This is a genomic window from Micromonospora ferruginea (assembly GCF_013694245.2).
Classification (GTDB): domain Bacteria; phylum Actinomycetota; class Actinomycetes; order Mycobacteriales; family Micromonosporaceae; genus Micromonospora; species Micromonospora robiginosa.
Map to the genome: position 1 here is coordinate 57,482 of NZ_CP059322.2, position 25,370 is coordinate 82,851.

The following is a 25,370-nucleotide window of genomic DNA, read 5'->3' on the forward strand; positions in this document are numbered from 1 at the left end:
CCGTATGAGCCGGGCCACTCGTGGCTGCGGCGGAATCCCGGCGCCCGGGCGGACGCCGCGCGCCGAGCCGGACGGGTATGGTCACGCGGGCGGAAATCCCCCGGATCCAGGAGTCGATGATGACCGACGTGCCCCGCGTCGTGCTGAGCGCGCCCTCCTCGGGGCACGGCACCGGTGCCCTCTCCCTCGGCCTGCTCGCGGCCCTGGCCGACCGGGAGCTGCCGGTGGCCGGGTTCAAGGTCGGGCCGGACCAGGTGGACGCCGCGTACCTCGGGTTGGCCGCCGGTCGGCCGGGGCGCACGCTGGATCCACGCCTGGTCGGCCCGGAGCGGATCGCCCCGCTCTTCGCGCACGGCGCGGCCGGGGCCGGCTTCGCGCTGGTGCAGGGCACCATGGGGCTCTACGACTCGGCCGCCGGCCGGCCGGAGAGCGAGTCCACCGCCGCCGTCGCCACCGCGCTGCGCAGCCCGGTCGTGCTGGTGGTGGACGTGGCCGCGATGGGCCAGTCGGTGGCCGCGCTGGTGCACGGCTTCCGGGCGTACGACGAGCAGCTCTGGCTGGCCGGCGTGATCCTCAACCGGGTGGCCTCGCCCCGGCACGAGACGCTGTTGCGTGAGGCGCTGGACGACGTCGGGGTGCCGGTCTACGGCGCGCTGCGCCGGCACGAGCTGCCGCCGGTGCTGCCCGCCCGCCGGCACGGCGCCGCGCCGGTGGTGCGCGGCGACGCCGAGGCCGAGCGGGGCGTGCGCCGGCTCGGTGAGGCGGTGGCCGCCACCGTCGACCTGGACCGGCTGCTGACGCTGGCCCGGTCCGCGCCCGCGCTGACCGTCGAGCCGTGGTCGGCCGAGCCGGCGGACGGGCCGCCCGGGTCCGGCCAGCGACCGGTGGTCGCGCTCGCCGGCGGTCCGGCCGGCAGCTACAGCCATCCGGAGACCGCCGAGCTGCTGCGTGCCGCCGGCGCCGAGGTGGTCACGCTCGATCCGCTGCGCGACGAGACGCTGCCCGCCGGGGTCCGCGCGCTGGTCGTCGGCGGCGGGCTCCCGGAGACGTACGCGGATCAGCTCTCCGCCAACCGCCGGCTCTGCATCGCGGTGGCCGAGCTGGCCCGCACCGGCCGCCCGGTGGTGGCCGAGGGCGCCGGCCTGCTCTGGCTGGCCCGCGAGCTGGACGGCCTGCCGATGTGCGGGGTGCTCGACGCGGTCGGGACGGTCCGCGACGGCCTGGTGGTGGGCTACCGGGAGGCCACCTCGGTCACCGACAGCGTGGTGGTCCCGGCCGGCGTCACGGTGACCGGGCACAAGCAGCACGCGGCGGTGCTCACCCCGCGCGCCGGCGACCGGCCGGCCTGGCAGTGGGGCGGCGGCACGCCGGAGGGCTTCGTCCACCACGGCGTGCACGCCTCGCAGCTCGTGCCGCACTGGGCCGCGCTGTCCGGTGTCGCCGACCGGCTGGTGGCCGCCGCCCGGACGCCCGCGACGGCGTCCGCGTGATCGGTCAGGTGGCGGTCCGCCGGTTCCCGGCGCTGACCGTCTCCACCCCGCGTACGGAGGTGCGGCGGCTCGTCGCGGCGGACGCGGACGCGGTGGACGAGGTGTTCGCCGACCGGCAGACGCAGCGCTGGTTGCCGTTGGCCGAGGCGGCCGGGCAGATCGACGGGCGGGCCTGGTGCACCGAGCTGGCCCGGCAGCGGCGGGACAGCGGCGACGGTGACCACTGGGCGGTGGTGCGGCGGGAGGACCAGCGGGTGGTCGGCTGCCTGTGGACCCGGCGCACCGACTGGGGCGCCCGCCTCACCGAGGTGTCGTACGCGCTCGCGCCGCAGGCCCGCGGTTACGGCCTGGCCGCGGAGGCGGTGGACGCGGTGGCCATCGCGCTGATCCTGGAGCACGGTTTCCAGCGGGTGGAGCTGCGGGTGGCGCCGGGCAACGTCGCCTCCCGCCGGGTCGCCGAGAAGGCCGGCTTCAGCTACGAGGGCCTGTTGCGCAACGCCGGTTTCGTCCGGGGCGCCCGGGTCGACCTGGAGCTGTGGTCGTTCGTGGCGGCCGACCTGCGCTGACGTCGATCAGGGAGTTCGCGGACGCGAACTCCCTGATCGACTGGCCCGGGCGCACCCCCGGGCGGATCATGGCCCGGCGCCGACGATCTGGTCCGACGGTGCGGTGAACTGGCGGGTGGGCTGACCCTTCAGCGCGTCGCGCAGCGTCTGCGCCACCGCGTTGACCGGGATCTGCGACTGCCCGTCACCCACCGCGTTGAACGGGTTGTCCGGGTCGGCGATGAAGCTGGCCGCGGCGAGTTCCGGCGTGTAGCCGACGAACCACGCCGACCGGGTGCTGTCCGTGGTGCCGGTCTTGCCGGCGACCGGCCGGCCGACCGTCCTGCGCACGCTGTCGGCCGTCGACCAGCCGCCGCAGGTGCCCTTGGCCGGGGTGTCGCCGGTCGGGCAGCGCGCGGCGTCGGTGGCGGCCCGGGCGGCGTCCGCGTTGACCACCTGGCGGCAGCGCGGCTTGGCCACCTCCCGCTGCACCCCGCCCGGGGTGGACCAGGTGGCCGGCGTGCCGTCCCGGTTCATGATCGCGTTGACCGGGATCGCCTCGCAGTAGCGTCCGTCGGCGGCGACGGTCGCGTACGCGTTCGCCATCTCCAGCGGGGTGGCGTCGGAGACGCCGAGCGTGAACGCGCCCCACTTCTTCGCCTTGCCCGGCGACGCCTGGTCCTTGTCCACGTCGGTGCGCCAGCGCAGCCCCAACTGCTCGGCCAGGCGCACCCCGGTGTCCGCGCCGATCTTCTCCTCGAGTTGCACGAAGTAGGTGTTCACCGACTTGCCGAAGCCGGACCACATGGTCTGCCGGCCGGTCATCGCGCCGCTGGCGTTCGACGGCGCCCACCCGTCGTAGACCGCCGACTTGTAGGTGTACGGCGAGTCGTACGCGGTGGACAGCGGCATCCCGGCGTTGAGCGCGGCGAGCATCGGGAACATCTTGAACGTCGATCCGGCCTGGTAGCCGGGGAGCGTCCCGCCGCCGAGCAGCGGCGCCACCGTGTTCGGGTAGTTCGCCTTCACCTTGGGCCCGGCCTCCGGGTTGGAGCTGTTCGGGTTCTCGGCCAGGTCCAGCGAGTAGTTCCGGTTCACCGCCATCGCCTTGATCCGCCCGGTGCCGGGCTCGGCGACCACGATGCCGTTGGCGAACGGGCTGCCGGTGTTGTCCTTCGCGCCGACGTTCTTCTCGGCCGCCGCCTGGGTCTTCGGGTCGAGCGCGAGCACGATCCGGTAGCCGCCGCGGCGGAGCTTGTCCATCCGTTCCAGCCGGTTCTCGCCGAACGCGGGCTGCGCGCTCCACCAGTTCTTCAGGTAGTCGCAGTAGAAGCCCCAGCTCCGGTGCGCGCCGTCGATCGCGGCGCAGTCGTTCGGCGGGTCGGTGAGCTTGAGCTTGATCGGCTGTCCCTTGGCCGTGGCGGCGGCGTCCGGCGACAGGAAGCCGAGGCGGGCCATGTTGTCGAGCACGTAGTTGCGCCGGCCGGTGGCGTCCTTCTGGTCGGAGGTGATCGGGTCGTACTCGGAGGGCGACTTCACCAGGCCGGCGAGCGTGGCCGCCTCGACCGGGGTGAGCGTGGCCGGGGTCTTGGAGAAGAAGATCTGCGACGCGGCGTAGATCCCGTACGCCCGGTGGCCGAAGTAGGCCGAGTTGAGGTAGCGCTCGAGGATCTGCTCCTTGGTCAGGTGCTTCTCGATGTCGAGCGCCATCCGCATTTCCTTGACCTTGCGCAGGCTGGTCTGCTGGGTGGCCTCCTGGACCTCCTTGGGCGTGCTGGCGCTGTCCCGCAGCGCCATCCGCACGTACTGCATGGTGAGCGTGGAGGCGCCCTGGGAGACGCCGCCGGAGCGGGCGTTGGAGACGAACGCCCGGGCCACGCCCTTCGGGTCGACGCCGTGGTGCTGGTAGAAGCGGTTGTCCTCGGCGGCGACGATCGCCTGCTGGATGTTCGGCGACATGTTCTCGATCTTGGTGTACTGCCGGTACTCCTCGTAGAACATGGTCAGCACGGTCCTGCCGTCGGGCGCGTAGACGTACGAGGTCTCGGCCGGCAGCGCGGTCTTGAGGATGTTCGTCTTCTGCTCCACGGCGTGCGCGGTGGCCTTCGCGCCGAGACCGGTGACGGCGACCATCGGATAGAGCGCGGCGGCGACGACGATGCCGGCGATCAGCCCGGCGCGGAGAAGGGGCACGGCGCGACCGGCGGAGGCGAGGGGTCGATTGCTCACGGGGTCAAGCTATGACATTTCCGATTCGGAAATGAGAAGAATTCATAAACGGGCGGGGGTCGTGACGCGCCCCACGCCGGGATGCGCTGTCCCGGACGGCGGCTTCCCGGCAGGATCGCGGTCATGCCCGCCGCACCGACCGCCGCCGTGACCGCCGAACCCGACCTCGGGCACCACGGCGACGCCGAGGCCACGCCCGGCCTGGTCGACCTGGCGGTCAACGTGCGCCGCGCCGCGATGCCCGACTGGCTGGCCGATCCGATCACCGCCGCGCTGGGCGACCTGGCCGCGTACCCGGATCCGGCGCCCGCCCGCGCCGCCGTCGGTCACCGGCACGGGCGACCCCCGGACGAGGTACTCCTCACCGCCGGCGCCGCCGAGGGCTTCGTGCTGATCGCCCGCGCGCTGCGCGACGCCCGCCACCCGGTGGTGGTGCACCCCCAGTTCACCGAGCCGGAGGCCGCCCTGCGCGCGGCCGGGCACCGGGTGGACCGGGTGCTGCTCGACCCCGCCGACGGCTTCCGGCTCGACCCGGCCCGGATCCCCGCCGACGCCGACCTGGTGATGATCGGCAACCCCACCAACCCGACCTCGGTGCTGCACCCGGCGGACACCGTCGCCGCGCTGGCCCGCCCCGGCCGGGTGCTGGTGGTCGACGAGGCGTTCGCCGACACCACGATCGCCCCCGGCGTCGACGGCGAGCCCGAATCCCTCGCCGGCCGCCGCGACCTGCCCGGCCTCCTGGTGGTCCGCAGCCTCACCAAGACCTGGGGGCTGGCCGGCCTGCGGATCGGCTACCTGCTCGGCGACGCCGGGCTGCTCGCCCGCCTCGCCGCCGCCCAGCCGCTCTGGGCCGTCTCCACCCCGGCGCTCGCCGCCGCCACCGCCTGCGCCGCGCCGGAGGCGGTCGCGGCCGAGCGCGCCATCGCCGCCGACCTCGCCGCCGACCGCGACCACCTGGTCACCCGCCTGTCCGGCCTGCCGGGGGTACGCGTGGCGGGCCGGCCGGCCAGCGCCTTCGTCCTGCTCCACCGGCCCGGCGCGGCCGAGCTGCGACAGCGGCTGCGCGAGCAGGGCTGGGCGGTACGCAGGGGCGACACGTTCCCCGGGCTCGGCCCGGACTGGCTCCGGATCGCGGTCCGCGACCGGGCCACCACCGACGCGTTCGTCGAGACGCTGGCACGGATCCTGGAGGAATGATGCTGGAGCCCACCGTCGCGGCGATCCGGCCGCTGGACGAGGCCGCCATGGCGGCGGCCCGCGAGTTGCAGGGCCGGCTCACCAAGCCGGCCGGCTCGCTCGGCGCCCTGGAGCCGCTCTCGGTACGCCTGGCCGGGCTGGCCGGGACCTGCCCGCCGCCGCTGCCCGACCGGGCCGCGGTGGCGATCTTCGCGGGCGACCACGGCGTGCACGCCCAGGGCGTCACCCCGTGGCCGCAGGAGGTCACCGCCCAGATGATCGGCAACTTCCTGGCCGGCGGCGCGGTGGTCAACACGTTCGCCCGCCAGGCCGGCGCCTCGGTCACCGTGGTCGACGTCGGCGTCGCCACCCCGCTGTCGGTCACCCCGGCCGACCCGGCGGCCCGCGCCGCCGACCCGGTCGGCCCGCCCGTGCTCTCCGCCGACGTGGTCGCGACGCCCGCCGACCCGGACGGCCCGCGCCTGGTGATGGCGAACGTACGCGCCGGCACCCGGGACATGACGGTCACCGCCGCGCTCACGAGGGACGAGGCGCGGGCGGCGGTGGAGACCGGCATCCGGGTCGCCGACGAGCTGATCGCCGACGGGGCCGGCATCCTGCTCACCGGTGACATGGGCATCGGCAACACCACCCCGGCGGCGGCACTCGTCGCCGCGTTCACCGGGGTGGACGCGGCGGAGGCGACCGGCCGGGGCACCGGCGTGGACGACGGCACGTACGCCCGCAAGGTCGAGGTGGTGCGGGCCGCGCTGGCCCGGCACGCGCCCGACCCGGCGGACCCGCTGGGCGTGCTCGCGGCGGTCGGTGGGCTGGAGCACGCCGCGCTGGCCGGGCTGATCCTCGGCGCCGCCGCGCGCCGGGTGCCGGTGCTGCTCGACGGCGTGATCGCGGTCAGCGCCGCGCTGGCCGCCGCCGCGTTCGCGCCGGACGCGGTGGACGCCATGGTCGCCGGGCACCGCAGCGCCGAGCCGGGCGCCACGGCGGCGCTGCGGCACCTCGGGCTGGACCCGCTGATCGACCTGGGACTGCGGCTCGGCGAGGGCACCGGGGCGCTGCTGGCCCTGCCGGTGGTCACCGGCGCGGTCCGGGTGCTGCACGAGGTGGCCACGTTCGACTCGGCCGGGGTGGCCGAGAAGTGAGCGAGCCGAGCCCGTACCCGCTGGGGTTGCGGCTGGCCGGCCGGCGCGTGGTCGTGGTGGGCGGGGGAGCGGTGGCGACCCGGCGGGTGCCGGCGCTGCTCGACGCCGGCGCGGACGTGCTGCTGGTGTCGCCGGAGCTGACCCCGGCGCTGCGCGCGCACGTGGACGCCGGGCGGTTGCGGTGGGAGCCGCGCCGGTTCGCCGCCGACGACCTGGACGGCGCCTGGCTGGTCCAGGTGGCCGTGGACGACCGGGCGGCCGCCGCGGCGGTCAGCGCCGCCGCGCTGGAACGGCGGATCTTCTGCGTCCGCGCCGACGACCGGGCGGCGGCCAGCGCGTGGACGCCCGCGGTGACCCGCCACGGCCCGGTGACGGTGGCGGTGCTGGGCGGTGGCGACCCGCACCGCGCGATGGCCGTCCGCGACGCCGTCCGCACCCTCCTGAGCGCAAGGCGGGGCCCCCGCTTAACGGATTCGGCAGTGGAGGGGGCCCCGCTTAACACCTCGCCCGGCGGGCGGGTCGCGCTGGTGGGTGCGGGGCCCGGTGATCCTGAGCTGATCACCGTGAAGGGCTGGCGGCTGCTCACCGAGGCCGAGGTGGTGGTGGCCGACCGGCTCGTGCCCGGGCTGCTCCTGGACGAACTTCGCCCGGACGTCGAGCTGGTGGACGCGTCGAAGATCCCGTACGGGCCGTCGCGCGCGCAGGAGGAGATCAACCGGATCCTGGTGGACCGGGCCCGGGCGGGCAGGGTCGTGGTGCGGCTCAAGGGCGGCGACCCGTACGTCTTCGGGCGGGGCGGGGAGGAGCTGCTTGCCTGCGCCGAGGCGGGGGTGCCGGTGACCGTGGTGCCGGGGGTGACCAGCGCGATCGCGGTGCCCGGGGTGGCCGGGGTGCCGGTGACGCACCGGTCGGTGGCGCACGAGTTCACCGTGGTCTCCGGGCACGTCGCGCCGGACGCGCCGGCCTCGCTGGTGCGCTGGGACGCGCTGGCCGGGCTGCGCGGCACGCTCGTGGTCCTGATGGGCCTGAAGAACCTGGCCGCGATCGCCGCCACGCTGATCGCGCACGGCAAGCCCCCGCACACCCCGGCCGCGGTGATCCAGGAGGGCACCACGGCGGCCCAGCGCACCCTGCGCACCACGCTCGCCACGGTCGCCGCCGACGTGGATTCCGCCGCCCTGCGTCCCCCCGCGATCGTGGTGATCGGCGACGTGGTCGACGCCCTGACCTGAGCCCTCGCCCGCCGGAGCTTCGGCGATCTTGCACTTTGTGCCCGCACTATGCCCCACTCCGACCCTTTTGTCGAGGCAGAAAGTGCAAGATCGACGGGGTGGGGGTGGGGTGGGGGCAGGGCGCCCGGGACCGGGGGTCCCGGGCCGCGTTGGGGTTACTGCTTGAGCATGTTGTCCAGGAGCAGGGCGCAGCGGATCAGGCCCAGGTGGCTGTACGCCTGGGGGTGGTTGCCCAGGCCCCGCTCGGCGAGCGGGTCGTACTGCTCGGGGAGCAGGCCGGTGGGGCCGGCCGTGTCGACCATCTGGGTGAACAGCTCCTCGGCGTCGGTGCGGCGGCCGGTGCGCAGGTACGCCTCGATCAGCCACGCCGTGCAGATGTGGAAGCCGCCCTCCCGGCCGGGCAGGCCGTCGTCCCAGTGGTAGCGGTAGACCACCGGGCCGCTGCGCAGGTCCGCCTCGATCTTCAGCACGGTGGAGAGGAAGCGCGGGTCGTCGCCGGGAAGCAGCCCGGACAGGCCGATCCAGAGCGACGACGCGTCCATCTCGTCGTGCCCGTACGCGACGCTGTAGGCCTCGGCGTCCGGGTGCCAGCCGTGCTCCAGCACGTTGGCCCCGATCCGGTCGCGCAGGTCGACCCACTCCGGCCGGTCCTCGCCGCCGTGCTGGCGCACCACGTGCAGCGCCCGGTCGACGGTCATCCAGAGCATGACCTTGGAGAAGACGTGGTGCCGGGGTGGGAGGCGGGCCTCCCAGATGCCGTGGTCGGGCTCGTGCCAGCGGCGGCGGACCGCCTCGACCATGTTCTCCAGCACCCGCCACTCGTCGTCGCGGACCGAGCCCCGCGCGTCGGCCACCGCGGCGATCAGGTCGGCGACCGGGCCGAAGACGTCGAGCTGGAGCTGGTGGTTGGCGAGGTTGCCGACCCGCACCGGCCGGGAGCCGGCGTAGCCGGGCAGCGTGTCGATGACCGCCTCGGCGCCCAACTCGTACCCGTCGACGGTGTAGAGCGGGTGCAGCCGTTCCGGGTGCCCGCCGGTGCGCTCCACCACGCCGTCGATCCAGCGCAGCAGCCCCTCGGCCTCCTCGGTGGAGCCCAGGTCGACGAGTGACCGCGCGGTCATCGCCGCGTCCCGCAGCCAGCAGTAGCGGTAGTCCCAGTTGCGGACGCCGCCCAGCTCCTCGGGGAGCGAGGTGGTCGCCGCGGCGAGGATCGAGCCGGTCGGCTCGTGGGTGAGCCCGCGCAGGGTCAGCGCGCTGCGGGCGACCAGGTCCTTGGCGGTGGTGGGCAGCCGCAGCGAGGCGACCCAGTCCTTCCAGGGCTGCTCGGCGGCGGCCTGCCGCTCGTGCACCGGCACCCGGTGCGGCTCCAGGCTCTGCGTGCCGAAGCGCAGCTCCAGCACCACCTGCCCGCCGAGGGCGGACAGGTCCACCACGGCCTTCGCGGTCTCGTACCCGGCGTCGTTGGTGACCTCCCACTCGACGCCGGGTGAGTGCAGCGCGACCGGCTCGTTGGAGCCGAGCACCAGCAGCCCGTCGTCGAGCGGCTGGAGCTGCACCGCGACCTGGCCGAACTCGGGGCGCGGCGCGAACTCGACGCGGGCCCGACCGGTGCCGCTGAGCACCCGGACCAGGGTGGAGTCGCCGCTGACCACGGCCGGGTCGTCCGGCGTGGTCTGCCGGGCGGGCAGGTCCAGCCAGTCGGTGACGGTCAGGCCGGACCAGCGGGTCTCCACCGTCATGGTGTTGCTGCGGTAGCGCTGGCCGAGCGGGATGCCGCCGCGCTCCGGGCCGACCGTGAAGTGCCCGGCCGGGCTGCCGCCGACCAGGTCGGCGAAGATCGCCGCCGAGTCCGGCTTGGGGTGGCACAGCCAGGTGATCTTGGCTTCCGGGGTGACCAGCGCGACCGTGCGCCCGTTGGCGAGCATCGAGTGCCGCTCGATCGGCACCGCCCGCTCGCCGAAGAGCCAGTGCCGCCGGGTCTCCAGCAGCAGGCCCAGCGCGCGCGCCGCCTCGATCGGCTCGGCCACCCGGTAGTCGGCCTGCGTCTCGCCGGGACCGATCTTGATGCCGACGTCCGGCCCCTGGAGGTTGCCGAATGCGTTCTCGTCGGTGACGTCGTCGCCGATGAACAGCACCGCGCCGGCCGCGAGCTGGGTGCGGAGCTGATCGACCGCGGTGCCCTTGTGGGTGGCCACCACGGACAGCTCGATGACCTCCTTACCCTGGGTGACGGTGACGTCGTCCCAGGTGGCGGGCCCGTTGCGGACCGCCTCGACGGCCGCGGCGGCGATCCGCGGGTCGACCCCGCGGGTGTGCACGGCGACGCTGGCCGGCTTGCGTTCCAGCCGGACGCCGGGGTGCGCGGCGGCGATGTCGCGCAGCTCCTGGCGGAGCCGGTGCCGGACCGCGATCAGCTCCGGGCTCAGCCGCTCGACGAAGCCGATGTCGAACTCCGAGCCGTGGCTGCCGACCAGGTGCACCTCGCTCGGCAGCCGGGAGAGGGTGGCCAGGTCGCGCAGCGCGCGGCCGGAGACCACCGCGACGCTGGTCTGCGGCAGCGAGGCCAGCGCGCGGATCGCGGCCACCGACTCGGGCAGCGGTACGGCCTTCGTCGGGTCCTCGACGATCGGCGCGAGTGTGCCGTCGTAGTCGCAGGCGACGAGGAGTTGGGGGATCCGGGCGATGCGGCCGATCGCGGCGCGCAGTTCCGGGTCGAGCACGCCACCGGTCGTGGTGGCGGCGGCGGGCGAGGTCACGCAGCCTCCGTATCGGGGACACCCAGCTCGCTGAGGAACGACTTGGCCCAGTGGCCGACGTCGTGGCTGCGCAGATGGCGCTGCATGACGCGCATCCGGCGGCGGGCTTCGGGCTTTTCGACGTGCACGGCCCGGAGCAACGCGTCCTTCACCGCGTCCGGGTCGTGCGGATTACACAGGAACGCCTGGCGCAGCTCGGTGGCGGCGCCGGCGAACTCACTGAGCACGAGCGCGCCGCCCTGGTCGGCGCGCGATGCGACGTACTCCTTGGCCACCAGATTCATTCCGTCTCGCAGCGGGGTCACCATCATCACGTCGGCCGCGACGTACATCGCGGCCAGTTCGGAGCGACTGTACGACTGATGCAGATAATGCACCGCCGGCACGCCGACCCGGCCGAATTCACCATTGATCCGGCCAACCTCGCGTTCCACCTTCACCCGAAGTGCCTGGTAGTGCTCCACGCGCTCGCGGCTGGGCGTGGCGACCTGCACCATAACCGCGTCCGGAACTGTCAACTTTCCGTCAGCGAGGAGTTCGCGGAAGGCCTTGAGCCGGAGTTCGATGCCCTTGGTGTAGTCGAGCCGGTCGACGCCCAGGATGATCGTCTTCGGGTTGCCCAGCTCCTCGCGGATCTGCTTGGCGCGGGCCTGGATCGCCGGGTCCTCGGCCAGCCGCTCCATCTCCCGGGTCTCGATCGAGATGGGGAACGCGCCCGCCTTCACCTGCCGGCCGTCGACCTGGATCATCTGCCCCTCGTAGCGCAGGCCGAGCAGGTGCCGGGCCAGCCGGACGAAGTTCTGCGCCGCCAGCCGCTGCTGGAAACCGACCAGGTCCGCGCCGAGCAGGCCGCGCAGGATCTCGGCCCGGAACGGCATCTGCATGAACAGTTCGATCGGCGGGAACGGGATGTGCAGGAAGAACCCGATCTTCAGGTCGGGGCGCAGCTCGCGCAGCATCGCCGGCACGAGCTGGAGCTGGTAGTCCTGCACCCAGACCGTGGCGCCCTCGGCCGCCACGTCCGCCGCGGCCTCCGCGAACCGGGCGTTGACCAGGCGGTACGCCTCGCGCCAGCGCCGCTTGTAGGCGGGTGTCTCCACCGCGTCGTGGTAGAGCGGCCAGATCGTCGCGTTGGACTGGCCCTCGTAGTAGCGCTCCAGCTCCTCGGCGCTCAACGGCACCGGGTGCAGCCGGATCCCCTCCAGGTCGAACGGCTCGGGCGCGGCGCCGGTGCCACCGGCCCAGCCGACCCAGGTGCCCTGGTGTTCGGCGAGCACCGGGTGCAGCGCGGTCACCAGGCCGCCCGGGCTGCGCCGCCACTGCCGCCCCTCGGGTGTGCTCACCTCGTCGACGGGCAGGCGGTTGGCCACTACGACAAAGGAGCTGCGGACGGTCACGATCGGCCACCTCCGGGTACTGACGGGTCCACCGCGATGAGCGTACTGAGCGTAGCTGCGGCGTCTGATCCCCCGTGCCGGACTCCTCTACCCGCCCGGAAAGCGCCGAACCCTCCCGTGATCTTGTCGACACCGGCGGCCCGGGGGGCACGCCCGACCCGCCGTACCGGTGCTGGGGTGGGGTGATGTGGGCGGGGCCGCCCGTACCTGTCAGGATTGACGACGGCGTGCGCGCGGCCGGCTCCCGGCCCGCGGCGGCGGGCGGAGTCGAAGCCCGCGCCCCGCACCCGCAAGCCCGCGATCGCAACCGACGGAGGTAGCCCGCACCGTGGCTCACTACATCTACGTCCTGGAGAAGGCACGTAAGGCGCACGGCGACAAGGTCGTGCTGGACAACGTGACGTTGAGCTTCCTGCCCGGTGCCAAGATCGGTGTGGTCGGCCCCAACGGCGCCGGCAAGTCCAGCCTGCTCAAGATCATGGCAGGGCTGGACCGGCCGAGCAACGGCGAGGCCCGGCTCATGCCCGGCTTCACCGTCGGCATGCTGGCGCAGGAACCGCCGCTGAACGACGCCAAGACCGTCCTGGGCAACGTCGAGGAGGCGGTCGCCGAGACCAAGTCGAAGCTGGAGCGGTTCAACAAGATCGCCGAGCAGATGGCGACCGACTACTCCGACGAGCTGATGGAGGAGATGGGCCGGCTCCAGGAGGAGTTGGACAACGCCGACGCGTGGGACATCGACTCCAAGCTCGAACTGGCCATGGACGCGCTGCGCTGCCCGCCGCCGGACGCCGACGTCACCCAGCTCTCCGGTGGTGAGCGCCGCCGGGTCGCGCTGTGCAAGCTGCTGCTGGAGGCGCCCGACCTGCTGCTGCTCGACGAGCCCACCAACCACCTGGACGCGGAGAGCGTGCAGTGGCTGGAGCAGCACCTGGCCAAGTACGCCGGCACCGTCCTGGCCATCACCCACGACCGGTACTTCCTCGACAACGTGGCCGGCTGGATCCTGGAGCTGGACCGCGGCCGGGCCATCGGTTACGAGGGCAACTACTCCACCTACCTGGAGAAGAAGGCCGCCCGGCTCTCCGTCGAGGGACGCCGCGACGCCAAGATGAAGAAGCGCCTCTCCGAGGAGCTGGAGTGGGTCCGGTCGAACGCCAAGGCGCGGCAGACCAAGTCCAAGGCCCGCCTCGACCGCTACGACGAGATGGCCGCCGAGGCGGAGAAGACCCGCAAGCTGGACTTCGAGGAGATCCAGATCCCGCCGGGCCCCCGCCTGGGCAGCACCGTCATCGAGGCGCACAACCTGACCAAGGGCTTCGGCGACCGGGTGCTGATCGACAACCTGTCGTTCTCGCTGCCGCGCAACGGCATCGTCGGCATCATCGGCCCGAACGGTGTCGGCAAGACCACGCTGTTCAAGACCATCGTCGGGCTGGAGCAGCCGACCGGCGGTGAGGTCAAGGTCGGCCCGACCGTCTCGCTGTCGTACGTCGACCAGAACCGGCAGGGCCTGGACGGCGACAAGACCGTCTGGGAGGTCGTCTCGGACGGGCTGGACCACCTCATGGTGGGCAAGGTCGAGATGCCGTCCCGGGCGTACATCGCCGCGTTCGGCTTCAAGGGGCCGGACCAGCAGAAGCCGACCAAGGTGCTCTCCGGCGGCGAGCGGAACCGGCTCAACCTGGCGCTGACGCTCAAGATCGGCGGCAATGTCATCCTGCTCGACGAGCCGACCAACGACCTGGACGTGGAGACGCTCTCCAGCCTGGAGAACGCGCTGCTGGAGTTCCCCGGCTGCGCCGTGGTCATCTCCCACGACCGGATGTTCCTGGACCGGGTCGCCACGCACATCCTCGCCTGGGAGGGCACCGACGAGGACCCGTCGCGGTGGTTCTGGTTCGAGGGCAACTTCGAGGCGTACGAGAAGAACAAGATCGACCGGCTCGGCGCCGAGGCGGCCCGCCCGCACCGGGTGACCTACCGCAAGCTCACCCGTGACTGACCGGTGCTGACCCTTGTCTGACCGGTTCGTCTACCACTGTGCGCTGCGCTGGTCCGACCTGGACGCGTACGGCCACGTCAACAACGCCCGCTTCCTCACGCTCTACGAGGAGGCCCGGGTGGCGATGATGTTCGCCGGCGGCCGGGCGTGGGGGGTCGACTCGTTCGCCGACGGGGTGGTCATCCGCCGGCACGAGGTCGACTACCTGCGCCCGGTCGACTACGCGCTCGGCCGGTCCAGCGCGGAGGCGGCCCCGACGGTGCGGATCGAGCTGTGGGTCGACCAGATCCGGGCCGCGTCCTTCTCGGTCGCCTACGAGCTGTACGACGGCGACGTGCTGGCCGGCACCGCCCGCTCGGTGCTGGTCCCGTTCGACCTGTCCGTCCAGCGGCCGCGCCGGATCTCGGCCGACGAGCGGGCGTTCCTGCTCCGCTACGCGCCCGGGCTCACCGGATGACCGGGCCGGCGGCCGGGCACGGGCTGACCGGGGTGGCCGACGCCGGCGCCTTCCTGGCCCGCCTGGTGCGGCTCGACCCGGCGGTGCTGGTCCGGCTCCGGCCGGTGCCCGGCGCCGGCCGGACCGCCCTCTGGGCCCGCCTGCCGTGGGACGTGCTGGTGGTGCGCACCGTGCCCGGCACGGCGCCCGGCGACGTCACGGTCGCCGCGGGCGACCTGCTGGCCGAACTCTCCGCCGAGGGCGCGGCGCTGCCCCGGCGGCGCGACGACGGCTGGCGCTGGCCGCTGCCGCCGCCGGCCAGCCGACCGGTCGAGGTGCTGCCCGGCGCGGAGCTGCGCCGGATCGCGGACGCGGCGGCCGGCACGCTGCGCGAGGCGGCCACCCACGGGGTGGCGGGCCGGGCGGTCGGCCAGCGGGTGCTGCGGGACGCGTTGCTGGACCACGTCGCGGTGGTGGTCACCCCCGACGACGCGCCGGCGGCGCCGGTGGAGGTGTCGCAGCGGTTGGTGCAGGGCGTGGTGCGGATGGGCTTCCTCGGCGCCGGCGACGTTCAGGTGCGGGTGGCCGGCCGTTGGGTCGGCCTGATCGGGCCGTACGGGGCGGCATGGTCGCGGACCGTCGCGGACCTTGCACTCACGCCTATCCGAGTTCATCCGAACGGATGACCCGGCATCATTCTTCCGGGCCGGGGCGGTCGTTGGGGGGATGCCTCCTGCCGGCTGTCCGGGTACCGTCCATCCTCGGATCCAACGCACCGTAGGCGGCTGGATCCGCTGGGGAGTGAGGTGCGCGAGCGATGCCGTGGTGGTCATGGCGCCCCGGTCCCGCCGGTGGCGGCGATCCGGAGACTCGAAGCGGGACCACAGTGGACGACGCCGTCCGGGTCGGGCCACCGACCCCGCGCCAGCCGGGTGACGACGCGGCGGTGACGCCCGAGCGGTCCGTCATCGCGGACATGCCGGCCACGGTCGCCCCGGTCACCCTCGGCCGGGTCTGCGACGCGCTCGACCTGCTCGACGTGCGTTACCTGGCCGACGGTGACGGCAACCTGCTGGCCATGTGGGAGCGACACGCGGTGCTGGTCGCGCTGGAGGGCCCGGAGGACGAGATCCTGGTGATGCGGGCCCGTCCACACGCGACCGTGCCGCCGGACTGGGCCGACCGGGCCTACCGGGTGGTCAACGAGTGGAACCACACCCGTCGGTTCTGCAAGGCCTACATCGGCGACCCGACCGAGCGCGGCCAACTGCCGATCTACGCCGAGTTGCAGGTCCCGCTCGGCGCCGGCACCCACGACGCGCTCCTGGTCGAGATGCTCGACTGCGGCGCGGCGGTGGCCACCACGTTCGTCGACTGGCTGCACGACGAGGGCGCCCTGCTCTGAGCGTCCGCCGGTGGGTCAGTCCTCCGCGTTCACCATGAAGTAGGCGGCCCGCTCCAGGTAGTCCCAGAGCGCGACGGCGAGCTGCGGCGGCAGGTCCAGCGCGTCGACCGCCTGCCGCATGTGCCGCAGCCAGGCGTCGCGTTCGGCGGCGCCGATCCGGAACGGGGCGTGCCGCATCCGCAGCCGCGGGTGCCCGCGCTGCTCCGAGTAGGTCCGCGGGCCGCCCCAGTACTGGATCAGGAAGAGGGTCAGCCGGTCCGCCGCCGGACCGAGGTCCTCCTCCGGGTACATCGGCCGCAGCAGCGGGTCGTCGGCGACGCCGGCGTAGAACACGTCGACCAGCTTGCGGAAGGCGGGCTCACCGCCGATCGCCTCGAACAGCGTCATCGACTCGCCTGGGGAAGTCACGTTTCCATCCTGCCAGGTGCCACCCGGCACCCGCGCCCGTCCTCCGGGCGGCGCGCGTCACGTCACCGCGTGCCGGTGCCGGCCGTGCTCCCGCCCCCGGTCGCCCGCCGCCGGCCCCCGCTGCGGCGGGTGCGCGCCCAGGGTCGCCGACTCGGCCCGGGCGCTCTCGACGGCCGCCTCGATCGTCGCCGGGCGGGGCCAGGTGATCGCCGTGCCGAGCATCAGGAGCACCCCGGCCGCGCTCCAGAGCCCGACCACCGTCGGGATGCCGAACCGCTCGGCCAGCGCGCCGGTGGCCAGCACCGAGGCCCCCTGGATGATCTGGGTGCCGCTCGCCATCACCCCGAACGCCCGGGCCCGGTAGCCGTCCGGCAGCGCCTGCACGAAGAGGCCGTTGGCGACCGGGACGAGCCCGCCGACCGCGAAGCCGCACGCGCCGGCCAGCAGGGCCACCACGGCCGGCGGCGGGTCGAAGATCGAGGGTACGAGCACCGCCGGCGCCAGGACCGCCAGCACCGGCATCAGCGTCAGCCGACGGGCCGGGCCGGTCAGCCGGGCGATGACCAGCCCGCCGAGGACGTATCCCACCGGATTGGCGGCCATGATGCCCGCCTGGGCCGCGCCGGCGTCCACCCCGCCGCCGGTCCGGTCGGCGGCCCAGCCGGCGGCGAGCCCCTCGGGGACGATCGAGAAGAGCATGGCGCTGAACACCAGCACCGCGATGGCCCGCAGCACCGGCCGCTCGAAGACGATCCGGAACCCCTGGGCGGTCTCCCGCAGCAGGTGACTGCGGTGCGCCTCGGTCATGGCCGGAGGGCGGTCCCGCAGGCCGAAGCGGACCAGTGCGGCCGACGCGGCGAACGTGCCCGCGTTGATCAGCAGGGCGGTGCTCGGGTTCAGCACCGCGATCGCCGCGCCGGCCAGGTAGCCGACCACCTGGGCGGCCTGGCCCGCGCTGGTGGTGACGGTGAGGCCCATCACCACCCGGTCGCCGGTGAGGATGTGCGGCAGCAGCGCCGAGCGCGCCGCCTGGCTCGGCGGGTTGGCCAGCGTCGCCAGGAAGACGAGGGCGAGGATCGACCAGGCCGGCATGAAGGGCATGGCGACCAGCACCATCAGCGCCATCCGGATCAGGTCGCAGAGCACCATCACCCGGCGGTAGCGGTGCCGTTCGGCGAGCGCCGAGAGCAGCGGGCCGCCGATCAGCCAGGGAAGGTAGCTGGCCGCGAACGCGGCGGCGGAGAGCGCCACCGACTGGGTCTCGCGCAGCACGAGCACGGTGACCGCGGCCTTGGCGAGGTAGTCGCCGACCCACGACAGGACGTTGGCCGCGAAGAGGGCGCGGAACTCCGGCTGACCGAAGACGTCACGGAAGGTGGCCGGGCTCTCCTGGGCGGGCCGCTGGTCGGACACCGTCGCCTCCATCGTTCCGGGCCGGCCACTTGTGATGGCCCGACCGGGAACCGTCGTCAGATCAACCGATCGGCGAGGACACGAACACCCTCCCCGGTGGAGGGTGTTTCCCGGATTCTGCCCGATCGTCTGACAACTGACTAGGGCGAACGGATAGATCGTCGCATCTCCGACTGAACGAACGGACGATACCCGAGGGGCCGCGCGACGCGCGACCCCCGAAATCGTCCGCCCGCGCCCGGCCTCAGGTCGCCCCGCCGGTGCCCGTGCCCTCGGCCCGGGACGGCCGTGGCGGCTGCGGCGGCAGCCCGGGATAGAGCCGGGCGGCGGCGATCTGGGCGGTGATCCCGGAGTTCTCCAACGCCTCCGCCAGCCGGCGGCGCAGCTCGCGGCCGACCGCGAACTGTCCGTCGGCGGTGGTCTTGACGACGGTACGGATCACCGAGCCGTCGACCGTCACCTGCTCGACGCCGAGCACCTCCGGCTGCTCCACGATCATCGAGGCCAGCTCCGGGTCCAGCGTGACCGACGCCGCCGCCGTCCGCAGCACCGCGGTGGCCTCCTCGGTGCCGGCGAAGCCGATCGGCAGGTCCACCACGACCAGCGCCCAACCCTGGCTCTTGTTGCCGACCCGGACGATCTCGCCGTTGCGGATGTACCAGAGCACGCCCCGGCCGTCGCGCACCGTGGTCACCCGCAGGCCCACCGCCTCCACCACGCCGGTCGCCTCGCCCAGGTCGACCGTGTCGCCCACGCCGTACTGGTCCTCGATCAGCATGAACAGGCCGGCGATCAGGTCCTTGACCAGGCTCTGCGCGCCGAAGCCGAGCGCCACGCCGGCGATCCCCGCGCTGGCCAGCAGCGGCGCCAGGTCGAAGCTGAACTCCTTGAGCATCATCAGCAGCGCGATGCCGAAGACGAACGCGGTGACCAGGCTGCGCAGCACCGACCCGATCGCCTCGGCCCGCTGCCGCCGCCGCTCCGGCACGAACTGCTCCGGGTCCAGGGTGGCGCTGGGGATCCGTTCGCGCAGCGGACGCAGCATGGTCGGCACCGTGCCCTGGGTGGTGGTGCGCACCAGCCGGTTGATGGTCCGGTGCAGGGCCCAGCGGGCGGCCACGGCGATCAGCAGGATCAGGGCCACCCGCAGCGGCTTGAGCAACACCCAGTAGCTGCTCTCGGCGAACCAGGCGGACCCGGTGAGCCGGTAGAGGAACTCGCAGGAGGTGCTGCCCTGGCAGTCCGGGCGCCGGTCGGAGAACGCGGACAGCAGCGCGGTGATCAGGTCGGAGACGTTCACCGTGCTTTCGTACCGCACCGGCGGCGGACGGTCCGCACGGACCCGCCGCCCGGGCGGTGGCTCCGGGCCGACGATCATCCCGGGCGGAACCGGTCATCCTGGCACGCCGGGGTCAGTCCCGAAGGGGGTACCCCGGATTAGTGCGTGCATTCCTGGGCGCGATCAGGGACTATTGGCCCAACGGACGTCGGTGATCCCGGCCGGCGCCAGGGCCGTCGCGCGCTGCGCGCCGGCGGTCCCGGCACCTGCGGCGGCGGGAGCGGCTGGACCGGGAGGGTGAGCGCGATGCCTGACATACGACCCACGGCGGGCTCCGGTGCGCTCGTTCTCAATGCCACCTACGAACCCCTGTGCGTCGTGTCGGTGCGTCGGGCCGCCATCCTCGTGCTCTCCGCCAAGGCGGTCTGCGTCGCCGACGGCGAGGGCATCCTGCACAGCGCGCGCAACGCGCTCCCGATCCCCTCGGTGGTGCGGCTGACCCGCTACGTCCGGGTGCCCTACCGCACCCACGTCGGGCTCTCCCGCCGGGCGATCTTCGCCCGGGACGGGTGGCGGTGCGCCTACTGCCGGGGGCCGGCGGAGACCATCGACCACGTCTTCCCGCGCAGCCGGGGCGGCCGGCACGCGTGGGAGAACGTGGTCGCCGCCTGCGCCCGGTGCAACCACACCAAGGGCGACAAGACCCCGGCCGAGCTGGGCTGGCGGCTGCACCACCCGCCGGTGGCGCCGAAGGGCAACGCCTGGCGGGTGCTCGGCCACCGGGCCCCCGACCCGCGCTGGGCGGACTGGCTCGACCTGCGCGAGGCCGAGCCCGAGGCGGCCTGAGCCGGCCGGGCGCTCAGCGCGCCTGGACCAGCGAGGCGTAGACGACCAGGTTGTCGGCGTAGCCGGTCTCGCCGCCCACCCACCGCCCGCCGCAGGTGATCAGCCGCAGGGCGGGACGGCTGAAGTCCCCGTAGACCTCCTGCACCGGCAGCTTCTCCTTGCCGTAGCGCTCGATCGACGTCACCTCGAAGACCGCCACCGAGCGGTCCTGCCGGGTCACCTCGATCCGGTCGCCGTCGTCGAGTTCCCGCAGCCCGTGGAAGACGGCCGGCCCGGAGGTGGTGTCGACGTGCCCGACCAGCACCGCCGGGCCGTACTGGCCGGGGGTGGGGCCCTGGTCGTACCAGCCGACCTCGCCGGCCCGGCCCACGTCCGGCACCGCGATGCTGCCGTCGGGCGCGATGCCCACCCGGTGCACCGGCGCCCGCAGGTCGAGCTTGCCGATGGTCAGGTCGGTCGGCGGGCTGGCCGGCAGCACCGGGAACTTCTTCGGCGGCGGGCGCAGGCCCGCGACGATTCGGTCCGGCAGCACGCTGGCGCCCGTCACCCGCTCCACCCCGAGCATGGCCACGATCATCGCCATCAGGGCCGCCACCACCAGCACCGGGACACCGGGGCCGCGGCTCGGGGCGTACCGGCGGGTGGTGGCCGGCGCGGCGCGGGCCGCGACCGGGCGGGCCTGCGGGTCGGCGGTGGTGACGCTGGCCGAGAAGGCGTGCCCGGCGGCGTGGCCGAACCGGCGCGCGGCGGCCGAGACCGGCCGCAGCGCGGCCCGGATCCGCCCGGTCTCCTCCGGTGGCCGGCGGCGTCGCCGGCCGGCGCCGTGGCGGCGCGGTGAGTGGGCCATGACGGCACCGGAGTCAGACGCGGCTACCGGTCTTGCGGCGGGCGCTCACGCCGGCCACCACGGCCACCGCCACCAGGCCGCCGACGAGCAGCAGCGAGCCGGCGCCCCGACCACCGGTCGCGGTGCCCCCGCCGCCGGTCGCCGGGCCCTTGCTCGGCTGCGACATGTTCAGCACGGTGAGCATGGTCGAGGCGGTGTTGCCGTTGGCGCAGTCCAGGTTCACCGGGTAGTCGCCCGGCGGCTTGTTGCCGGGCACGGTGACCGCGCCGGTCAGGAAGCCGTTGTTCGAGCGCAACGTCACCCGGCCGAACGCGTCCGAGGTGACCTGCGCCTGCCGGTTGTTGTTGGTGTCGCAGCCGGCCCGCAGGTTCACCCGGGAGCCGGCTTGGACGCTGTTCGGCGTCACCTCGATGAACACGCTCTCCCCGGCCCGGGCCGGTACGGCCGTGGTCAGGACGAACGCCGCGACCAGACCGAGCAGGCCCAGGACGGACGACAGCGCACGATGTGACAGAAGCCCTCGCATGGTTCTCCCCTCCCGGTGCGGCGTCGCACCGGACCCGCTGACGGGCAGCGGGGGCTGCCTTCCCGGTCAGCGGGGCTGTTAACAGGGGCCCCCTCCTCTACCGGAGGCGTTAAGCGGGGGCCCCTCCTTTCTCCACCGGGTGCCAGGCGAGCGGCGTCGACAGGACCATGGTGCTGGCGGGCTGGCCGTAGGGGGCCAGGCGGTCGATCACCGCCTCGAACTCGCCCATCGACCCGGCGGCGACCTTGAGCATGCTGCACGCGTCGCCGGTGATGCGGTGGATCTCCATGATCTGCGGCCAGCGCGCCACGTCCGGGTCGTTGAGGATGCAGCGGGCGCCGTAGCAGGACATCCGGATCAGCGCGAGCACGGTCCGCCCGGCCCGGCTCAGGTCCACGTGCGCGTGGTAGCCGGTGATCACCCCGGACTCCTCCAGCCGGCGGACCCGTTCCGCGACCGCCGGCGGCGACAGGTGCACCCGGCGGGACAGCTCGCTGTAGGAGAGCCGGGCGTCGGCCTGGAGCTCGCGCAGCAGCGCCCAGTCCATGTCGTCCACGCGGTGACCTTTCTTCCGTGAAGTCGATGACCCGAGATGCTTTCAGTTCGTGAGGTCAGCCCACCCTACCGCCGTTGAACAGGCATTCCGTCCGCCCGTCCGGCGGCGGGATCATGGCGTCTACCCCGCGCACGGACGGAGAAGACGGTGGAACACACGACGGCGGTGCGCCCGGCCAGCCCGCAGCAGCGGGCCGCCCGGGCGGCGCGCAACGGCGGCGAGCCGACGCTGGAGTTCGCCGAGCGCGTGCCCTACGACGCCTATGTCCACGCCAGCACGCTGCACCGGCTCCAGCAGCCGCTCAGCGAGGACCCGGGCGAGATGTCCTTCCTGATGGTCAGCCAGATCATGGAGCTGTACTTCAAGCTGACCTGCCACGAGCTGCGGCACGCCCAGCGCGAGGTACGGGCCAACCGGGTCTGGGAGGCGCTGCCGCCGCTGCGCCGCGCCGCGCTGCACCTGGAGGGGCTCAACGCGGCCTGGCAGGGGCTGCGGTGGATGACCCCGGCCGACTTCAACCGCTTCCGCGACCGCCTCGGCGAGGGCTCCGGTTTCCAGTCGGCGATGTACCGGCAACTGGAGTTCCTGCTCGGCCTGCGGGACCCGGCGCTGATCCGCCCGTTCCGCCGGCAGACCGACGTGCACGCCGAGCTGACCGCCGCGCTGGCCACGCCGAGCCTCTGGGACGACGTGGTCGCGCTGCTCGCCCGCCGTGGCTTCGCCCTGCCGGCCGAGCTGCTGGAGCGGGACGTGACGGTCGAGCACGAGTCGCACCCGAGCGTCGAGGCGGCCTGGGTGCGCGTCTACGGCGACGGCGGGCCGGACAACCACCTGCGGCTGCTCGGCGACGCGTTGACCGAGGTGGCCGAGCAGTTCGGCGACTGGCGCTGGAACCACGTCAAGGCGGTGCAGCGCACCATGGGCGCGAAGGTGGGCAGCGGCGGTTCGGCCGGGCTGGCATGGTTGCAGCGCAGCATGGCCCGGGTGGTCTTCCCGGAGCTGTGGTCGGCCCGTACCGCGATGTGACCGGAGAAGAACCGATGCACACCCCCGAGAGCGAAGCCCACCGGCTCGACGCCGCCGACCCCGGCCACCGGCACCTGTTCCACGTGCCGCCGGCCGAGGGCGGGCGGCACCCCGACGCGGCCTACCTGGCCGGCAACTCGCTGGGCCTGCAACCCCGGGCCACCGCCGACGAACTCGCCGCCGACCTGGACGCCTGGCGCCGGTTGGGCGTGGAGGGGCACCTGGAGGCGGCACGGCCCTGGCTGTCCTACCACGAGCTGCTGACCGCGCCGGCCGCCCGGCTGGTCGGCGCGCTGCCCACCGAGACCGTGGTGATGAACTCGCTGACGGTCAACCTGCACCTGCTGATGGTCAGCTTCTACCGCCCGGCGGGCGAGCGCACCCGGATCGTCATCGAGGACAGCGCGTTCCCGTCGGACAGCTACGCGGTGCGCAGCCAGGCCCGTTTCCACGGCCTCGACCCGGACGCCGCGGTGGTGCGGCTCACGCCCCGCCCGGGCGAGGACACCCTGCGCACGTCCGACGTCACCGACTTCCTGGCGGCCGAGGGGGACACCGTCGCGCTGCTGCTGCTCGGCGGCGTCAACTACCTGACCGGCGAGCTGATGGACATCCCGGCGATCACCGCCGCCGGGCGGGCCGCCGGCGCGGTCGTCGGCTGGGACCTCGCGCACGCGGCCGGCAACGTGCCGCTGGCGCTGCACGACTGGGACGTGGACTTCGCGGCCTGGTGCTCCTACAAGTACCTCAACTCCGGGCCGGGCGCGCTCGGCGGCGTCTTCGTCCACGAACGCCACCTCGGCGACCCCGCGCTGCCGCGGTTCGAGGGCTGGTGGAGCACCGAAGCGGCCACCCGGTTCGAGATGACGCCGACGTCCCGGCCACCGGCCACCGTGGAGGCCTGGCAGATCTCCAACCCGCCGATCTTCGCGATGGGTCCGGTGCGCACCTCGCTGGAGCTGTTCGACGCCGTCGGCATGCCGGCGCTGCGGGAGCGCAGCCTGCGGCTCACCGGCTGGCTGGAGCGGCTGCTCGACGAGGTGACGCCCGGCCGGCCGCTGACCGTGGTCACGCCCCGCGACCCGGCCCGGCGCGGCTGCCAGCTCTCGGTGAGGATCGGCACCGGGAGCGCGAGCGAGCTGACCAAGCGGCTGCGGCACGAGCACGGTGTGATCGCCGACGCCCGGGAGCCGGACATCGTCCGGTTCGCTCCGGTGCCGCTCTACTCGACGTACCACGACTGCTGGCGGGTCGCCGAGGCGCTGGCCGCGACGGTGTCGCCGGAGGAGGGCCGATGAGCACGGAACGCGACGAGATCGCGGTGGTCGGGGCCGGGTTGGCCGGCTGCCTGCTGGCCTGCTTCCTGGCCCGGCGCGGCTACCCGGTCGCCCTCTACGAACGCCGGCCGGACCCGCGCACCGGCACGGTCGAGCGGGGCCGCTCGATCAACCTGGCGCTCTCCGAGCGCGGCCTCGACGCGCTGCGCCGCATCGGCCTGGACGGGCAGGTGATGGCGGACGCGCTGCCGATGCGCGGGCGGATGATCCACCCGGTCGAGGGCGAGCCGCAGTTCCAGTCGTACAGCGTCTCCGGGGACCGGGCGATCAACTCGATCAGCCGGGGCGCGCTGAACAACGCGCTGCTCGACGCCGCCGCCGCGCTGCCCGGCGTGCGGGTCGCGTTCGACCATCGGCTGGTCGGCCTCGACCCGGTCGGCGGCGAGATGACGTTCGAGACGCCGCGGGGCAAGGTCACCGCCACCGCGCCGGTCGTCCTCGGTGCCGACGGCGCCGGCTCCGCGGTGCGCGGGCAACTGCTGGCGTACGGGGGCCTGACCGAGAGCCTCGACTTCCTCGACTACGGCTACAAGGAGCTGACCATCCCGCCGATCGGCGGGGAGTTCGCCTTGGACCCGGGCGCGCTGCACATCTGGCCGCGTGGCACCTCGATGATGATCGCGCTGCCGAACCCGGACCGCTCGTTCACCTGCACGCTGTTCTGGCCCACCCACGGCACCAGCAGCTTCGCGTCGCTGAGCAGCCCGGCCGCGATCGAACGGTTCTTCGCCACCCACTACCCGGACCTGGTCCCGCTGGCGCCGAACCTGGTCGACGACTACCAGCACAACCCGGTCGGCGTGCTCGGCACGGTGCGCTGCACCCCGTGGCAGGTGGCCGGCACGGTCGGCCTGGTCGGCGACGCCGCGCACGCCATCGTGCCGTTCTACGGCCAGGGCGCGAACTGCGCGTTCGAGGACGTCGTCGCGTTGGACCGGTGCCTGGACGAGTGCGACGACGAGTGGGCCGCCGCGCTGCCGCTGTTCCAGCGCCGCCGCCAGGACGACGCCGAGGCGATCGCCCGGATGGCGCTGGCCAACTTCGTGGAGATGCGGGACAAGGTCGCCTCCCCGGTGTTCCGCACCCGCAAGAAGGTCGAGCACGCGCTGGAACGGGCGCTGCCCGGCCGCTACGTCTCCCAGTACGAGCTGGTGTCGTTCTCCACCACCCCGTACGCCGAGGTGCGCCGCCGGGTGCGACGCCAGTACGCGACGGTCGGTGCGGTCGCGGCCGGGGCGGCGGCGCTGCTGGCCGCCGGCGTCGGCGCGGCGCTGGGGAGGCGGCGATGACGCTCTGGG

General features: G+C 73.8%; 22 protein-coding genes. 13 read left to right on the forward strand and 9 right to left on the reverse strand.

All coding sequences use genetic code 11. The annotated features are described in order from the left end of the window. The first annotated feature begins 119 nt into the window (after positions 1–119). Together H1D33_RS00335 and H1D33_RS00340 are read left to right on the forward strand one after the other, a co-directional pair. Positions 120–1,490: a cobyrinic acid a,c-diamide synthase CobB gene (locus H1D33_RS00335; protein WP_181569920.1), complete on the forward strand. Its 1,371-nt coding sequence runs from the start codon at positions 120–122 to the stop codon at positions 1,488–1,490. Further along, entirely contained in the window at positions 1,487–2,056 is a 570-nt protein-coding gene (locus H1D33_RS00340) for a GNAT family N-acetyltransferase (RefSeq protein ID WP_181569919.1), read from the forward strand. Before H1D33_RS00335 ends, H1D33_RS00340 begins: the two co-directional genes overlap by 4 nt. 66 nt (positions 2,057–2,122) lie before the next feature. On the opposite strand, the gene H1D33_RS00345 is transcribed toward H1D33_RS00340, so the two are convergent. Beyond that, on the reverse strand, positions 2,123–4,264 hold the full coding sequence (locus tag H1D33_RS00345; protein WP_181569918.1) for a transglycosylase domain-containing protein: 2,142 nt from the start codon (positions 4,262–4,264) through the stop codon (positions 2,123–2,125). A 123-nt stretch (positions 4,265–4,387) separates the two neighbouring features. Here H1D33_RS00345 and cobC point away from each other — a divergent pair, with 123 nt between their 5' ends. The 3 genes from cobC to cobA are packed head-to-tail and all read left to right on the forward strand — an operon-like array spanning position 4,388 to position 7,835. After that, positions 4,388–5,464, forward strand: a complete 1,077-nt coding sequence (gene cobC, locus H1D33_RS00350) for an Rv2231c family histidinol phosphate aminotransferase CobC (protein WP_181569917.1) — start codon at positions 4,388–4,390, stop codon at positions 5,462–5,464. Then, a complete protein-coding gene (locus tag H1D33_RS00355; RefSeq protein WP_181569916.1) occupies positions 5,464–6,603 on the forward strand; it encodes a nicotinate-nucleotide--dimethylbenzimidazole phosphoribosyltransferase in 1,140 nt (379 codons plus the stop codon). The genes cobC and H1D33_RS00355 overlap by 1 nt, the downstream gene beginning before the upstream one ends. Beyond that, positions 6,600–7,835: a uroporphyrinogen-III C-methyltransferase gene (cobA, locus tag H1D33_RS00360; RefSeq protein WP_181569915.1), complete on the forward strand. Its 1,236-nt coding sequence runs from the start codon at positions 6,600–6,602 to the stop codon at positions 7,833–7,835. The genes H1D33_RS00355 and cobA overlap by 4 nt, the downstream gene beginning before the upstream one ends. Before the next feature lie 155 nt (positions 7,836–7,990). Here the strand turns inward: cobA and otsB are convergent, their stop codons facing one another. After that, entirely contained in the window at positions 7,991–10,591 is a 2,601-nt protein-coding gene (otsB, locus tag H1D33_RS00365; RefSeq protein WP_181569914.1) for a trehalose-phosphatase, read from the reverse strand. Continuing rightward, positions 10,588–11,988, reverse strand: coding sequence for an alpha,alpha-trehalose-phosphate synthase (UDP-forming) (locus tag H1D33_RS00370; protein ID WP_091069502.1), 1,401 nt, complete (start codon positions 11,986–11,988; stop codon positions 10,588–10,590). Before H1D33_RS00370 ends, otsB begins: the two co-directional genes overlap by 4 nt. A 328-nt stretch (positions 11,989–12,316) precedes the next feature. On the opposite strand from H1D33_RS00370, the gene ettA reads away from it, so the two are divergent. The 4 genes from ettA to H1D33_RS00390 all read left to right on the forward strand — a co-directional run bounded on the left by ettA (position 12,317) and on the right by H1D33_RS00390 (position 15,834). Next, positions 12,317–13,993, forward strand: coding sequence for an energy-dependent translational throttle protein EttA (gene ettA / locus H1D33_RS00375; protein WP_181569913.1), 1,677 nt, complete (start codon positions 12,317–12,319; stop codon positions 13,991–13,993). 13 nt (positions 13,994–14,006) lie between these two features. After that, a complete protein-coding gene (locus H1D33_RS00380) occupies positions 14,007–14,450 on the forward strand; it encodes an acyl-CoA thioesterase (RefSeq protein ID WP_181569912.1) in 444 nt (147 codons plus the stop codon). Continuing rightward, on the forward strand, positions 14,447–15,115 hold the full coding sequence (locus H1D33_RS00385) for a DUF8185 domain-containing protein (RefSeq protein WP_181569911.1): 669 nt from the start codon (positions 14,447–14,449) through the stop codon (positions 15,113–15,115). The genes H1D33_RS00380 and H1D33_RS00385 overlap by 4 nt, the downstream gene beginning before the upstream one ends. A gap of 131 nt (positions 15,116–15,246) precedes the next feature. After that, positions 15,247–15,834, forward strand: coding sequence for a type III secretion system chaperone family protein (locus H1D33_RS00390; RefSeq protein ID WP_181569910.1), 588 nt, complete (start codon positions 15,247–15,249; stop codon positions 15,832–15,834). Between the two features lie 15 nt (positions 15,835–15,849). On the opposite strand, the gene H1D33_RS00395 is transcribed toward H1D33_RS00390, so the two are convergent. From H1D33_RS00395 to H1D33_RS00405, 3 genes are all read right to left on the reverse strand, one after another. Then, positions 15,850–16,221: a globin gene (locus H1D33_RS00395; RefSeq protein WP_181572521.1), complete on the reverse strand. Its 372-nt coding sequence runs from the start codon at positions 16,219–16,221 to the stop codon at positions 15,850–15,852. A gap of 78 nt (positions 16,222–16,299) precedes the next feature. Then, positions 16,300–17,667 carry an MFS transporter gene (locus H1D33_RS00400; protein WP_181569909.1) on the reverse strand — a complete coding sequence of 456 codons (1,368 nt, stop codon included), beginning with the start codon at positions 17,665–17,667 and terminating at the stop codon, positions 16,300–16,302. A gap of 232 nt (positions 17,668–17,899) precedes the next feature. Beyond that, positions 17,900–18,973: a mechanosensitive ion channel family protein gene (locus H1D33_RS00405; RefSeq protein WP_181569908.1), complete on the reverse strand. Its 1,074-nt coding sequence runs from the start codon at positions 18,971–18,973 to the stop codon at positions 17,900–17,902. 267 nt (positions 18,974–19,240) lie between these two features. On the opposite strand from H1D33_RS00405, the gene H1D33_RS00410 reads away from it, so the two are divergent. Then, positions 19,241–19,780: an HNH endonuclease gene (locus H1D33_RS00410; RefSeq protein ID WP_181569907.1), complete on the forward strand. Its 540-nt coding sequence runs from the start codon at positions 19,241–19,243 to the stop codon at positions 19,778–19,780. Between the two features lie 13 nt (positions 19,781–19,793). Here the strand turns inward: H1D33_RS00410 and H1D33_RS00415 are convergent, their stop codons facing one another. The 3 genes from H1D33_RS00415 to H1D33_RS00425 all read right to left on the reverse strand — a co-directional run bounded on the left by H1D33_RS00415 (position 19,794) and on the right by H1D33_RS00425 (position 21,709). Continuing rightward, on the reverse strand, positions 19,794–20,558 hold the full coding sequence (locus tag H1D33_RS00415; protein ID WP_414685560.1) for a class F sortase: 765 nt from the start codon (positions 20,556–20,558) through the stop codon (positions 19,794–19,796). Between the two features lie 82 nt (positions 20,559–20,640). Beyond that, the gene (locus H1D33_RS00420) at positions 20,641–21,153 is read right to left on the reverse strand and encodes a hypothetical protein (RefSeq protein ID WP_181569905.1); all 513 of its coding nucleotides are present in this window, start codon (positions 21,151–21,153) and stop codon (positions 20,641–20,643) included. Positions 21,154–21,262: 109 nt separating this feature from the next. Next, positions 21,263–21,709: an Lrp/AsnC family transcriptional regulator gene (locus H1D33_RS00425; protein ID WP_181569904.1), complete on the reverse strand. Its 447-nt coding sequence runs from the start codon at positions 21,707–21,709 to the stop codon at positions 21,263–21,265. 147 nt (positions 21,710–21,856) lie between these two features. On the opposite strand from H1D33_RS00425, the gene H1D33_RS00430 reads away from it, so the two are divergent. From H1D33_RS00430 to H1D33_RS00440, 3 genes are read left to right on the forward strand one after another with little or no spacing between them, the layout of a single operon-like run. Next, complete coding sequence (locus tag H1D33_RS00430; protein WP_181569903.1) at positions 21,857–22,735, forward strand: tryptophan 2,3-dioxygenase; 879 nt, start codon at positions 21,857–21,859, stop codon at positions 22,733–22,735. 14 nt (positions 22,736–22,749) lie between these two features. Further along, entirely contained in the window at positions 22,750–24,033 is a 1,284-nt protein-coding gene (gene kynU, locus H1D33_RS00435; protein ID WP_181569902.1) for a kynureninase, read from the forward strand. Continuing rightward, positions 24,030–25,361 (forward strand): FAD-dependent oxidoreductase, encoded by a 1,332-nt coding sequence (locus H1D33_RS00440; RefSeq protein WP_181569901.1) that lies wholly within the window; start codon positions 24,030–24,032, stop codon positions 25,359–25,361. The genes kynU and H1D33_RS00440 overlap by 4 nt, the downstream gene beginning before the upstream one ends. The last annotated feature ends 9 nt before the right edge of the window (positions 25,362–25,370 follow it).

Bases quoted from the DNA above. Each gene is read 5' to 3' on its own strand.
- H1D33_RS00335 (WP_181569920.1), top strand. From the start codon at position 120: ATGACCGACGTGCCCCGCGTCGTGCTGAGCGCGCCCTCCTCGGGGCAC.
- cobC (WP_181569917.1), top strand. From the start codon at position 4,388: ATGCCCGCCGCACCGACCGCCGCCGTGACCGCCGAACCCGACCTCGGG.
- H1D33_RS00355 (WP_181569916.1), top strand. From the start codon at position 5,464: ATGCTGGAGCCCACCGTCGCGGCGATCCGGCCGCTGGACGAGGCCGCC.
- H1D33_RS00385 (WP_181569911.1), top strand. From the start codon at position 14,447: ATGACCGGGCCGGCGGCCGGGCACGGGCTGACCGGGGTGGCCGACGCC.
- H1D33_RS00390 (WP_181569910.1), top strand. From the start codon at position 15,247: ATGCCGTGGTGGTCATGGCGCCCCGGTCCCGCCGGTGGCGGCGATCCG.
- H1D33_RS00395 (WP_181572521.1), bottom strand. From the start codon at position 16,221: ATGACGCTGTTCGAGGCGATCGGCGGTGAGCCCGCCTTCCGCAAGCTG.
- H1D33_RS00400 (WP_181569909.1), bottom strand. From the start codon at position 17,667: ATGGAGGCGACGGTGTCCGACCAGCGGCCCGCCCAGGAGAGCCCGGCC.
- H1D33_RS00410 (WP_181569907.1), top strand. From the start codon at position 19,241: ATGCCTGACATACGACCCACGGCGGGCTCCGGTGCGCTCGTTCTCAAT.
- H1D33_RS00420 (WP_181569905.1), bottom strand. From the start codon at position 21,153: ATGCGAGGGCTTCTGTCACATCGTGCGCTGTCGTCCGTCCTGGGCCTG.
- kynU (WP_181569902.1), top strand. From the start codon at position 22,750: ATGCACACCCCCGAGAGCGAAGCCCACCGGCTCGACGCCGCCGACCCC.
- H1D33_RS00440 (WP_181569901.1), top strand. From the start codon at position 24,030: ATGAGCACGGAACGCGACGAGATCGCGGTGGTCGGGGCCGGGTTGGCC.